At 33.8% G+C, this 13,161-nt stretch carries 13 protein-coding genes; 3 read left to right on the top strand and 10 right to left on the bottom strand.

From position 1 onward, the window contains the following. Positions 1 to 14: 14 nt before the first annotated feature. The 6 genes from manA to DOK76_RS04030 all read right to left on the bottom strand — a co-directional run bounded on the left by manA (position 15) and on the right by DOK76_RS04030 (position 7,382). Positions 15 to 980, bottom strand: a complete 966-nt coding sequence (manA, locus tag DOK76_RS04055) for a mannose-6-phosphate isomerase, class I (RefSeq protein ID WP_206965173.1) — start codon at positions 978 to 980, stop codon at positions 15 to 17. A 50-nt stretch (positions 981 to 1,030) separates the two neighbouring features. After that, entirely contained in the window at positions 1,031 to 2,089 is a 1,059-nt protein-coding gene (locus tag DOK76_RS04050; RefSeq protein ID WP_370590090.1) for a serine hydrolase domain-containing protein, read from the bottom strand. A 32-nt stretch (positions 2,090 to 2,121) separates the two neighbouring features. Continuing rightward, entirely contained in the window at positions 2,122 to 2,988 is an 867-nt protein-coding gene (locus tag DOK76_RS04045) for a VOC family protein (protein ID WP_206965172.1), read from the bottom strand. Positions 2,989 to 3,135: 147 nt separating this feature from the next. After that, positions 3,136 to 4,983 (bottom strand): ABC transporter ATP-binding protein, encoded by a 1,848-nt coding sequence (locus DOK76_RS04040; protein ID WP_206965171.1) that lies wholly within the window; start codon positions 4,981 to 4,983, stop codon positions 3,136 to 3,138. Beyond that, on the bottom strand, positions 4,980 to 6,698 hold the full coding sequence (locus tag DOK76_RS04035; RefSeq protein ID WP_206965169.1) for an ABC transporter ATP-binding protein: 1,719 nt from the start codon (positions 6,696 to 6,698) through the stop codon (positions 4,980 to 4,982). Before DOK76_RS04035 ends, DOK76_RS04040 begins: the two co-directional genes overlap by 4 nt. Before the next feature lie 15 nt (positions 6,699 to 6,713). After that, positions 6,714 to 7,382, bottom strand: a complete 669-nt coding sequence (locus tag DOK76_RS04030; protein WP_206965167.1) for a TetR/AcrR family transcriptional regulator — start codon at positions 7,380 to 7,382, stop codon at positions 6,714 to 6,716. Positions 7,383 to 7,527: 145 nt separating this feature from the next. Between DOK76_RS04030 and DOK76_RS04025 the strand changes: the two genes are divergently transcribed. Together DOK76_RS04025 and DOK76_RS04020 are read left to right on the top strand one after the other, a co-directional pair. Then, positions 7,528 to 8,523: an NAD(P)/FAD-dependent oxidoreductase gene (locus DOK76_RS04025; protein ID WP_206965202.1), complete on the top strand. Its 996-nt coding sequence runs from the start codon at positions 7,528 to 7,530 to the stop codon at positions 8,521 to 8,523. 59 nt (positions 8,524 to 8,582) lie between these two features. Further along, a complete protein-coding gene (locus tag DOK76_RS04020; protein ID WP_206965165.1) occupies positions 8,583 to 9,071 on the top strand; it encodes a phosphatidylglycerophosphatase A family protein in 489 nt (162 codons plus the stop codon). A gap of 41 nt (positions 9,072 to 9,112) precedes the next feature. Here DOK76_RS04020 and DOK76_RS04015 read toward each other — a convergent pair whose 3' ends face one another. From DOK76_RS04015 to DOK76_RS04000, 4 genes are read right to left on the bottom strand one after another with little or no spacing between them, the layout of a single operon-like run. Continuing rightward, positions 9,113 to 9,748 carry a TIGR01906 family membrane protein gene (locus DOK76_RS04015; protein WP_206965163.1) on the bottom strand — a complete coding sequence of 212 codons (636 nt, stop codon included), beginning with the start codon at positions 9,746 to 9,748 and terminating at the stop codon, positions 9,113 to 9,115. Continuing rightward, on the bottom strand, positions 9,741 to 10,514 hold the full coding sequence (locus DOK76_RS04010; protein WP_206965161.1) for a TIGR01457 family HAD-type hydrolase: 774 nt from the start codon (positions 10,512 to 10,514) through the stop codon (positions 9,741 to 9,743). The genes DOK76_RS04015 and DOK76_RS04010 overlap by 8 nt, the downstream gene beginning before the upstream one ends. A gap of 12 nt (positions 10,515 to 10,526) precedes the next feature. Further along, a complete protein-coding gene (locus DOK76_RS04005; RefSeq protein ID WP_206965159.1) occupies positions 10,527 to 11,159 on the bottom strand; it encodes a YutD family protein in 633 nt (210 codons plus the stop codon). Between the two features lie 20 nt (positions 11,160 to 11,179). Next, positions 11,180 to 12,541 carry a bifunctional metallophosphatase/5'-nucleotidase gene (locus tag DOK76_RS04000; protein ID WP_206965157.1) on the bottom strand — a complete coding sequence of 454 codons (1,362 nt, stop codon included), beginning with the start codon at positions 12,539 to 12,541 and terminating at the stop codon, positions 11,180 to 11,182. A gap of 93 nt (positions 12,542 to 12,634) precedes the next feature. On the opposite strand from DOK76_RS04000, the gene DOK76_RS03995 reads away from it, so the two are divergent. Continuing rightward, positions 12,635 to 13,105 (top strand): methylated-DNA--[protein]-cysteine S-methyltransferase, encoded by a 471-nt coding sequence (locus tag DOK76_RS03995; protein ID WP_206965155.1) that lies wholly within the window; start codon positions 12,635 to 12,637, stop codon positions 13,103 to 13,105. Positions 13,106 to 13,161: the final 56 nt, after the last annotated feature.

Raw genomic sequence — 13,161 nt, 5'->3', positions numbered from 1 at the left:
CTATACCTTTATTATTATCTATTCTTTAATCCTGGCTCAGAAGCAATAATGGTTAATTCTCCTTCTAAGCGAGCTTTTGTTACCTCGTTTGGTAAAATAAAATGTTGTCCTTTTTTAATTTCAATTCTATTGTCTTCATCATTTAAATAAATATAACCAAAACCATCTAAGACACTGACTAAAGTATAAGGTGCTGGTTGTTCAATTGAAATTATACCAGATACATCCCATTGATAGACATTAAAGTAATCAGATTCAATGTATTTTGTCACACTTGATTCATCATGATTTTCTTGTTTGATGGTTAAGATTGGGTCTTTGTGAGGCACATTAGTTACATCAAGTGATTCTTTTATGTGTAGCTCACGTGGGTTTCCCTCATCATCTGTTCTGTCATAATCATAAACACGATAAGTTGTATCAGAGCTTTGTTGCGTTTCTAAAATCATGATACCTTTTCCAATGGCATGAATAGTTCCACTTGGTACAAAATAAAAATCTCCCGCTTTAACAGGTACACGTCGTAACAAATGCTCCCAATCGCCACTTTCAATCATATCTTTTAATTCCTCTTTAGTCGTTGCATGATGCCCATAAATAATCTCTGCACCTGGCTCAGCACTAATGATATACCAACATTCTGTTTTTCCTAACTCTCCTGCATGCTCCTTACCATATAAATCATCTGGATGAACTTGAACAGATAAATCATCAGCAGCATCTAATATTTTAGTTAATAAAGGAAAGACTTTTTCCTTGGGATTACCAAATAACTCTGGGTATTTTTCCCAAACTGAATCTAATTTTTGACCTGCTAAAGGACCATTCTCAATGGTACAAACACCATGTGGATGGGCACTAATTGCCCAACATTCACCAACATGATCACTTTCTAGTGGATAATCAAAGACTTCTTTTAATTGAGTACCACCCCAAATTTTTTCTTGAAACACTGGTTTTAAAAATAAAGGTTCTAACATGTAATAGCCTCCTAGAATTGATTCTAAATGATATATCATTATAACATGTTTTAAATAGCCTGTCTTTCTTTTAAATAAATACTAATTAATTCATCTCTAACTGCCAAATACTCTTCTCTATTATCAACTGGATGAACACGATTGGATAAAAAAATGAAAGCTTCACTTGTCAAAACATCAATCAAAAGAAAAGTCCCTGTATAACCTGTATGGTATAGAATGGGATTTCTGGATCCTTGAATCAAATCCCAACCTAGAGACCTTGCTTTATCACTATTTGGCGCATAATTGGTTAGTAAAGACTGTATCGTATCAGCTTTTAAAAACTGCTTCTCTTTCACTTTGCCATTGTTCATCATCATATCAACAAACAACATCGTGTCTTCTACTGTCGAAAATAAACCAGCACTCCCACAATGTTCTTTTAAGACATAGGCTTTAGGATCATGGACCTCACCTTGAATCAAGCCTCTTAAAGCAGAATATTCAGTTGGAGCAATATTTTCTAAAGGTAGCTTATTAAAGCCACTAGAGAGCATACCTAGCGGTTGTATCACTTCTTCCATAAAAATAGTATGTACTGATTTCCCATAGATTTTTTCAATCATTAAGCCTAATAAAACAGTCCCTGTATCTGTATAAACTGTTTTTTTACCACGGCTGTCTCCCGATGTTAGTTTCAACAAGGCTTGTATCAATTCTTCTTGATTCAACTCATTTCGGTTAGGGATATATGGGTTAATGTCTGATGTATGAGTTAATAACTCTTTTATGGTTACTTTTTTATCTTCAAACTCTGGTAAATAAATTGCTAAGACTTGATTGATATCCACCTGTCCTGCTTCGACTAGTTTCAAAATAATAGTTGTCGTACAAATAACTTTTGTCAAAGAAGCCATGTCATAGAGAGTTCCTGGTGTTAATTTGACTGCTTTAGGAGTTAGTTGTTTGTAACCTAAATACCCGATTTCTTTTTTATCTTGAGAAATAAACCCATAAGAAACTCCTGGTAATTGACCTGATTTGACTAACTCTTCCATTTTTAATAGTGTTTTTGGATACATTTCTTTCTCCTTTGCGACTTTAGAGTAAAAAAGAGGCTGACTCAACTGTCAACCTCCTTCATTTTACATATGTGTTGTTAAAAAACCATGAACCAAAGCTGAATGCCGTTTGGATCATTCAAACCAATGATTTTTTTCCCATTATTAAAATAGAATGTTATTTCATTTTGTTCTAATTGCTCTTTTAACTCTATTAAGTTTTCAATTGAGTCAACTGAAAAAGTAACATGATCCACGCCTAAATCCGTCTCTTTTACTAGGGATTGATTAGAAGCTGGACTCCATTCATTTAAAGCAATTTGATGATGGTAATCATTGTTTGATAAGAATTTCGTACTGATAATTTCATTGTTAGTTAATTTAAAACCTAAGATATCACGGTAAAAGTGATAACTATCTGCCATATCAGCTACAGACAAATGAATATGACCTAATTTAGTCCCCTCAGAAATCTCTTCAAAGTCACCTTTTACTTTACATAAGAATGATTGAATATTTAATTCTTTTGTAACGCCATAAATTCTACCATCTTTGATTGGCCATTCTGATTTTGGTTTATCCCAACCAATGTTAATACGGTTACCTTCTGGGTCATTAATATAGACACATTCTGCATAACCATGGTCACTTTGACCTTCGATTGGGTAATTTAATGCGATTAAATGTTTGATAAATAAAGCAAATTCTTCTCTTGTTGGTAAAACAAATGCAACGTGATAAAGGCCAGTTAAGGTATTAGATCCTTCTTTGCCTTCTGGTTCTTTGATTAAACCTAACAATTTTTTTCTTTGACTACCAATTCCCATGATAGCCATATCATTTTCTTCATTGATTAAATGAAAGCCAAGAACACGGCGGTAAAACTCAATCATTTTGTCTAAATCTCTAACTTTTAATGCCACTGAAGCTAGTTCTGTTTGTCGATCTAAGGAAAAACTTCCCATACAACTAAATCCTCCTATTAACGTGTTATCCATTACTAATCCTGTGAAATAGATTCTTCGCTTCTCATTGTACCAATTTTTACAAAAACATACCAATAATATAGGTATGTTTTTAGTAAAAATCTTTTAATCAAATTGTTAGGAAATTTATATTGGCATTTCTTGGTTGAATTGGCTGTTGTAAAGTTCTGCATAGAAACCATTTTTTTCAATTAAATTGTCATGGTTTCCTGTTTCGACAATACTTCCTTGATTCATCACAATAATGTTATCCGCATCACGAATTGTTGATAATCGGTGAGCTACAACAAAGCTTGTTCTATTTTTTAGTAACTCATCCATTGCTTTTTGAATCAGGATCTCTGTTCGTGTATCAACACTTGAAGTCGCTTCATCTAAAATCAATACTTCTGGATTTGCTAAAAAGGCACGAGCAATCGTAATTAACTGACGTTGTCCTTGAGAAATATTAGATGCCTCTTCATTCAATACAGTTTGATACCCTTCAGGTAGAGTCCGAATAAAATCATCAGCTCTAGCTGCTTTTGCGGCTCTATAAATTTCCTCATCGCTTGCATCTAAATTACCGTATTTAATATTATCAAAAATAGTACCTGTAAATAACCAAGTATCTTGAAGAACCATTGAAAAATCAGATCTCAATGTTTCACGATCCATATTTCGAATATCTTGGTTTTTATATAGAATATGACCTCCAGAGACATCGTAGAAACGTTCTAATAAATTGATTAGTGTTGTTTTTCCTGCACCTGTTGGACCTACAATGGCTACTTTTTGGCCTTTTTCCACGTCTAAGTTGAAATCAGTCATTAGTAAGTCATCTTCAGCGTAACCAAATGCCACATGATTAAATGACACTTGAGACGCGGTTGAAATAGACTCTGGAACTTCTACTGTTTCATTAGTCATTTCAATTTCATCCAAAATTTCAAAAATACGTTCAGCAGAAGCAATCGTTGCTTGGATTGTATTAATTAAGTTAGCCATTTGACTTAATGGTTGAGCAAATTGATTCGTATATTGCATGAATGCTTGAACGTTACCAATCGTGATTTGTCCATTAGCAACTTGTAGACCACCAATCACAGCGACAAAAACATAACTAATATTCTTAATAAAGTTCATTAAAGGCATAATCATTGAAGAAATAAATTGAGCTTTCCAACTTGAATGAAATAATTCTTCATTTTTTTCTTGGAACATCTTAATGTTTTCTTCTTCATGATTAAAACTTTTAACAACTGTATGAGCACCATATGTTTCTTCAATTTGATTATTCAGTAAACCTAATGTTTTTTGTTGTTTAGCAAAATAACGTTGAGATTTTGGTGCAATAATTATCGTAACAATTAAACTTAATGGCACAGTGATGAATGCTACTAAAGTTAATTTCCAACTAATAGTTAGCATCATGAATAATACACCAAAGAACATCACAATACTGGTTACCATTTGAGTTAAACTTTGTTGCAATGTGCCTGAAATATTATCCATATCATTAATAGCACGAGACATAATGTCCCCGTTTGAATGAGTATCGTAGTAAGAAATCGGCACTCTGCCCATCTTATCTTTTAATTCTTTTCTTAAGTTATAAACAGTTTGTTGAGACACCTTAGTCATAATAACCTGTTGGATAAAACTGAAAATAGCTGATGCAACATACATCGCTAACACAATCATAATAATTGTGGCAATTTTATCAAAATCAATTGGCATCTTATCGACTTTTAGGCCTTGTTTCATTTGTTCTTTGGCTATCATTAAGCCTTTAAAAATTTCAGTGGTAGCTTCCCCTAAAATCTTAGGCGTTCTAATTTGAAAAACAGTTGAAGTAATAGCAAGAATGAATACTAATAAAATTAAGTAAACTTTCCCTGACATATAACTTAACAAACGTTTTAAGGTTTTACCAAAGTTTTTAGGTTTGTCTTTTTTCCCATGCCCTGGTCCATGTCCTGGTCTTCCACTCATGCTATTTGCTCCTCTCTCAATTGAGATGTCATAATCTCTTGATACGTTTCGTTGGTTTCTTTTAATTCTTGGTGACTTCCTTTACCAACCATTTTACCTTCATCTAACACAATGATTTGATTTGCTTCAACAACAGTACTAATGCGTTGAGCTACAATGATAATCATTGCATCCGTTACTTCTTCTTTTAATTTTTTTCGAAGAAGTGCATCTGTTTTGAAATCAAGAGCAGAGAAAGAATCATCGAAAATATACACATCTGCTGGTTTGATTAATGCTCTGGCAATACATAATCGTTGTTTTTGACCACCTGAAAAGTTGTCTCCACCTTGTTCAACTTTACTATCTAAACCATCAGACAACTCTTCCACAAAGCTTTTCGCTTGAGCGATTTCTAAAGCTTTCCACATATCTTCTTCAGTGGCGTCTGGGTAACCATACAGTAAATTTGAGCGAATAGTCCCTGTGAATAGAACTGCTTTTTGTGGGACAAAACCAATACGATCGCGCAAGTCTTTTTGAGGTACCTTACGAACATCTTGGCCATTCAAGCTAATCTCACCTGTTTCTATATCAAAAAAGCGTGGAATCAAATTAACTAAGGTTGATTTTCCTGAACCAGTCCCACCAATAATCGCTAATGTTTCACCTTTTTTCATTTCAAAGTCAACTTGATTAATCGCAGGATTTTCTGCTCCTTTGTATCTAAAAAGTACCTTGTTAAAGGCTAAGCTTGCTTGATTTGACCATTGTTGTGGTGTTTCAGGATCACTAATATCATTTTCCATATCTAGCACTTCATTAATACGAACTGCTGAAGCTTGAGCTCTTGGTACTAATACAAAAATCATAGTCATCATCATGAAACTCATTAAAATTTGCATGGCATACGTCATGAAAGCCATCATGTTCCCAACCTCTAAAGTACCGTTAGCAACATTATGACCTCCGTACCAAATAATAGAAACGTTAGTGATACTAATAATTAACGTAATCACTGGCATTAAGAAGCTCATAATAATATTTACTTTAATAGCTGTTTGCGTATAGTCTTTATTGGCTTCATCAAAACGATTTTCCTCAAATCCAGTTTGATTGAAGGCTCTAATAACTCTAACACCTGTTAGACCTTCTCTAAAAACTAAGTTTAGTTTATCAGTCTTTTTTTGTAGTCCTTTAAATAGTGGAATCGCTAAGTACATCACAATCCCGACAATAATAATCAAACTAGGAATAATATAGATGAATATCTTTGTTAATTCTGGGTCTCTCATATAAGCTAAAAAACTAGCTCCAATTAAAGTAATAGGGGCATTAATCATTAATCTTAAAAACAACTGAGTAACCATTTGAACTTGGTTCACATCGTTAGTTGTTCTAGTAATCAATGATGCTGTTCCTACTTTATCAAACCCTTGATTTGACGAATAAGACACTTTTTCATAAATTTCTGAACGTAATCGTCTTCCTAATTTTTGTCCCTCTCTTGTGGCAATCAAGGTATTAAAAACAGATGCTACAATACCTACTAAAGACACACCAATCATCATCATCCCAACTTGAAGGATATATTCAGTGTCTCCTTGTGTAACACCTTTATCAATGATGTTAGATGTAAGCGTCGGTAAGTATAAATCACTGATAATTTGAATAATCATGAAAAAGACTGCACCAAGCACTGCCCATAAGGACATTTTCTTAAACATTTTTATCATCGTCTCACTCCATTCCTATTTGGCTACACCATGTTGCAACCAACTTATTCTTAAATAATAATCTTCTTTTAATACGTCAAAATCTATTTTTCCAGTGAGTCGACGCATACGATAACCTTCATTGATTGTATGAAAAAGCATGGACCATAACTGGTGAAATAGCATATTAAACTCTCTTGGGCTCGCAATAGTTAGTTTATCTTTATCAATCAAATCGATGATTTTTTGATAGTTATCATCGGACCCTTGGTGACGCTTAATGTGCTCCTCATGAGCTTGTCTTTCTTCTTCAGTCATTTCTGTCATCATCATTTGGCTTGTACGCGTATAATTCATATGTAAAAAAATATTTTTAAAGAAATCCTGATTCTCTCCTTCAAGCACCTCTTTTGAAAAATCAATAAAAAAATAATTAAACGCTTGGAATAAATCTCCTTTGGTTTCTTCTAAGAATCTGATAAAAGTTTCTTCTGGTTCTTTTCTGATTTGTTCGAATAAATAATAAAAGACATCTTCCTTACCTGAAAAATATTGATAAAAACTCCCCCTTGGTATCTCAGCAGATTTAACAATATTGGCGATAGATGCTTCTTCTAGTGGAACCTTAGTAAATTCTTCTTTAGCAGCATTTAGTATTTTTGTTTGTTTATCTTGATCTAATCTAAAAAAAGTTGATGTAGGCATGACAACCCTCCTTTATTATGACACAGTGTCATTATATGTGACAGGGTGTCACTTGTCAATTTTAAGAGACTAACTAATCAAAAAAATATCAATTTTTCTCGTTGTCATTTATACTAAGTCAATGAGATTTAATTTGAAGGAGTAGATACAATTGACACAAGATATTTTTGATATAACCATAATTGGTGGTGGTCCTGCTGGACTTTTTGCTGCCTTTTATGCAGGAATGAGACAAGCAAAAACTAAAATAATTGAAAGCTTGCCTAATTTGGGTGGACAACTCTCTTTACTTTATCCAGAGAAAATTATTTATGATGTTGCTGGGTTCCCAAAAGTTAAAGCTCAAGATTTAGTCGATAATTTAGTTGAGCAAATCCAACCATTTAATCACGCTATTTTTTTAGAAGAAACAGTGATTTCTTTTGATAAAGAAGATGACTTATTTAAGATAGAAACAGATAAAAACATTCATTACTCTAAAACCATTATTATCGCTGCTGGAAACGGATCCTTCCAACCAAGACGACTTAATGTAGCAGACAACGAGCTATTTGAAGGCACACAACTTCATTACTACATTAAAAACATGAAGGATTTTACCAATCAAGATGTGGTCATTTGTGGTGGTGGTGACTCAGCAGTTGACTGGGCCCTTATGCTTGAATCAATTGCCAAATCAGTTACCTTAGTTCATCGTCGTCCTGAGTTTAGAGCACATGAACATAGTGTGAAGCAATTAAAAGACTCAAGTATTCATATTAAAACACCTTTTGTCATTGATGCATTGAATCATTCTAATGATTTACTTGAATCCGTAACACTGAAAAATCCAAAGGAAGATTTAATTGAGACAGTTTCTCTAGATCATTTAATTGTCAACTACGGCTTCTCTTCTTCACTTGGGCCTATCAAAAAATGGCCATTAACTTTTAAAGGCTCTTCTATTGTGACAGCAAGTGATACATCTACTTCTATTCCAGGTGTATTTGGAATTGGAGATATTACCACTTATGACGGAAAAGTAAAACTAATCGCTACAGGATTTGGAGAAGCTCCGACTGCTGTCAATAACGCGATTCACTTTTTAAATCCAAAAGAGCGCATCCAACCAATGCATAGTACAAGTTTATACGAACAATAATAATTCTTGTACTCTCTTACCAACTTTTGTATAATAAACTTTATTAAGAAGGTGAAAAAATGATTGTAAAAAAAGAAACGTTAAGAGAAAGCGCTAAATCACTGCTTCTTGAACGAGATGTCACATTAGATGATATTGCAGATTTAGTTTTCTTTTTACAAAAAGACTATGTGGAAGACTTAACACACCAACAGTGTTTGGATAATGTTGAAGCTGTTTTAGAAAAAAGAGAAGTACAAAATGCCATCATTACAGGGATTCAGTTAGATATATTAGCTGAGCAAGGTCAACTACTCCAACCTCTTCAAGAAATTGTTGAAACAGATGAAGGCCTTTACGGAATTGATGAAATCCTAGCATTAGGAATTGTCAATGTGTATGGATCGATTGGATTCACTAACTATGGCTATATCGATAAGGTAAAACCTGGTATTTTAGCTAAACTAAATGCTCATGATGGAGAAAAAGTTCATACATTCCTTGATGATTTAGTTGGTGCTATTGCAGCAGCTGCGGCTAGTCGTTTAGCACACTCTATTCCAAATTAAAAAAGATGAAGGGAACGAATTCAAACGTTCACTTCATCTTTTTATTTTCTTAATATTTTTAATTGTCTTTTTCCTAAAAGAATGACTAATACAATCAGTCCAACAAAAAAGACAAAAAATAACACAAAACAATGCATAAAATAATCCTGAGGCAATGCCATAATAATCGGATCTGTCCTTGGATCAAAAATCCATGCGTCATTGTTGAAAAAGACTTCATGGAATTTAATAAAAAATGTATCAAAGGCTGCTGCCATAAAAATAAGTAGCGCTGCTAATCCTGCTAAAACAAACGAAAAGGGACGAATGAATTGCCAAAATCTGCCTTCTTTATAGCTTTTATATAGAATCCATATACTCGGGATAACGGTCACTAACATAACAAGATAATTTAACTGGAATAAACGCTTCACCTCAAAGAAATGAAGGGCTCCGCTTTCTGAAACAGGAAAATCTGTCATCTGTAATGGATTTATCCAAAAAAGGTTTAAGTATCTCATTAACTCATCGTAATTTCTTAGCAACTCCCCTTTTGACACATCTACATAATCTAAAATAGACAGATGATTAATATCAAAAACATATAGCCATCTCGCATTAATAGTGAGGGTAATGGCTAAAGTAAGTAAAAACAAAAGAACGCAAGTCACCTTTCCTAGTTGCTTCACATTAGTCATGATTAAAAGACCACTCGTCTAAAGAATCTAGCACAACAGTTGGTGCTTTTGGTAAGTTGGGCACGTCTTCTTTCTTAGTAAAACCAGTTAATACTAATAAAGTATCGATTCCATTATTAATTCCCGCACAAATATCTGTTTCATAGTTATCTCCAACCATAATGGCTTCGTGCTTGTCTAAATTAATTTTTTCTAGGGCTTTTTCCATAATAATGGCTTCTGGTTTGCCCATGATTTTCGCTTTTTCTCCAGTTGCGATTTCAAGTAACCCAATAAAACTACCTGCTCCAGGAATTAATCCTTCATCAGTTGGTAAATTTTTATCTGGATTAGTCCCAATAAAATGAGCGCCTTTGCGAATCGCAAGTGTGGCAATCTTTAATTTGTCGTAGTCGATTGATTTATCCAAACCAACCACCACATAATCTGGATTCACTTCGTCCATGACAAATCCTGCATCTAAAATACCCGATTTTAAGCCTGATTCACCAATAATATATACTTTATTACCTAAATTCATGTCCTTCATGTAGTCAACGGTTGCTAAGGTAGCAGTATATACTGATTGTTCTGAAACATGAATATCAAATTTTTCAGCTAATTCTTGTTTCACGTGACCTGGTGTTTTGGTTGTATTGTTGGTCACAAATAGAAAAGGCAAATTGTTTTCTTGAAGACGATTAATAAATCGACGACCTGCTTCAATGGGTTCACTACCGAGATACATTGTGCCATCTAAATCAATTAAATATCCTTTATAACTCACACGTGTCGCTCCTTACTCAGACTCTTTTTTTCGAATTGTAAACTGATGTTTTCCACTTGCCGAATTTGACTTTTGGCTAGTTTCTTGTTTCGTTTGTTTTACTGGCGTCTTTTTTTGAGGGGCATTGGTATTCTTTCGACTCTTAAAGTTAGGCTTTTTCTTATTTTTATTTTGTGGGTATTTCTTTTCTTCAGTGAATGGTTTATTCTTAGGCTTATTATTTTTCTTACCATTACCGCCTGAAGATGTACGCCCTCTACGTTTAAATTCGCCAGTTTGTTGAATAACAAAATAAGCACAACCAAAATTACAATACTCGTATAAGTAATCTTCTAATGTACTGATTTTCGCATCAATTGGAGCACTCTTAAAGTCATCTAAAAAGAATCCTTTTAATCGAAGTTGATCATAGCCCCAATCACCAACGATAAAATCATATTTTTCTAATACATCGTTATAGCGCTTGATAGTTGCTTCATAATCAAACCCATCACGGTAATTTTTAACTAATTTATACGTACCTTGACCTAGTGTGAAATGCTCAGGAGAAAAGCTATCTAACAAAGCTTGCAATGCTTCATCGACTTGTTCTACTTCTACTTCTTGGTCTTCAGTTGTTTCAACTTTTTCTTTATTGTCAGTCATATTAACACCTCTGATTTCTTTTAAACATTTTTTTCAATGTAACTTCCTAAGATAGTTCTTAGAAAATCAGAGCTTAAAATGTTAATTTCTCCTGCAATCTCAAAGGTTGGGAAAAACGGTAAGAAAGATAAATGATCGACTGTGGCTAGTTCATAAACTGCCTCATCATCAATTTCTTTTCCACACCAAGTAACATTTTTAGTCTCTTTTTCATAAGCAAGACCATCATAACACATTTTTCCAAAGAATTTTCCTCTAAATTTCATTCCAACAATAGGGAATCTAAATAAAAAGGCTCTGTTTTTCTCTATTTCATAAACTAAACGTTTCACATCTCGACCAATAAGTCTTACTTTAATTAAATTCATCGGATGAGGCAAACAATCATGTAAATCTTTTTTTGTGACATTTCCAGCTAATAAATCAGTTAAAATAATCCCTGTATTAAGTAAAGAGACATCTACTTTGGCATAATCTTTAATGGCTTCTAAGGTCATCTCCATCAGAGTTGTTTCTTTTTCTAAAGTCTTAGGCAAAGAACCAACCACTTGATTGTTTAAAAGCGTCTCTCCTTCAAGTTTGTAATTAGCAATTTCTACAAGATCTCTGGTCTTCTCTTCTAGCTCAGACGTTTTGATGGCTATAGCCTTTTTTGATATAATTCGATGATTTTCAAGTTCTAGAGCCACTTCTCCTGAGTATTCTCCAAAGCGTCCAGCAGCAGCAAATAAACATTCATTCCATACAAAACCATTTTCAAACAAGTGATGAGTATGGGATTCAATAATGACATCAATTTCTGGAAATGTTTCTGCCAGTACTTTATCATCTGGTAAACCTAAGTGGGATAAAATCACAATCATATCACATGTTTGTTGCATCTCAGGTAGTAGTTCTTTTAAACACTCAATGGGATCTAATGCGTGCCAACCAAACGGCTCATAAGTTAATTCGATTGGGGCTGTTAAGCCAATCAAACCAATTTTTGTACCAGCTGGTGTTTGACTAATCGCATACTTTTTAGCCCAATCAGGACGAGACATGGTGTCTTTATCGATTAAATTTGCTAACAAAACGGTAAAATTAGCATCTTCATATAGCTGATTGAGTTCATGTTTACTATTAGTAATCCCTTCATTATTGCCGATGGTTGCATAATCATACACCACTTGATTCATAATCTCTACACTTGCTTTGCCATCAGTCACATCTGTTAAGGGGTGGAAACGGTCCATAAAATCACCTAAATCAACTGTCAGATAGCTGATACCTTCTTTAGATAAAGCCGCTTGTCTTTCTGAAAGATGTCTTCTAATTTTTGGCCAATTTTCAAAATGAGAATGTAAATCGTTTGTATGTAAAAAATGAATTGTTTCCTTCATATATATCTTCTTACCTTTCCATGTTTAGGGTCAATTTAATACTACCATAACTTTCAAAAATCGGATATTATGTTGCTATAAGGATGTGAAAATATGTACGTTGAATATGGTCCGATTAAATTAGTCATTATAGCTGACGATAAAGGTATTACACACATTGATTATGTAAAAGAACAACCCATGGAAGAAAACAATGAGTCGATACAAGCTAAAGCTCATCTCACTCTTGCTAAAAATGAACTACAAGCTTATTTTTCTAACCAGTTGGTTTCTTTTACAGTTCCTATTCATTTGACTACTGGTACAGCATTTCAACAAAAAGTATGGCATGCACTACAAGAGATTCCCTACGGAACTGTAGTAAGTTACCAAGATGTTGCAAAAATGATTGATTCACCTAAAGCACAGCAAGCAGTTGGGCAAGCGAACAAAAGAAATCCTCTGCCCATTATTATTCCCTGTCACCGTGTTATTGGGAAGAACAACCAATTAGTCGGTTATTCAGGAAGCAGAGATGAAGGTTTAGTCATTAAACAGTTTTTACTAGATATTGAAAACAAATAAAGAAGAGTGTGACTAAGTATTGTTGAAGCGACCCCCAAAAGTTAGACCAAAAATCT

The sequence above is a fragment of the Candidatus Vagococcus giribetii genome (genome assembly GCF_017316185.1).
Taxonomy (GTDB): Bacteria; Bacillota; Bacilli; order Lactobacillales; family Vagococcaceae; genus Vagococcus; species Vagococcus giribetii.
Note: the sequence above shows the minus strand (reverse complement) of the source record. Positions and strands in the feature narration are given on the sequence as shown.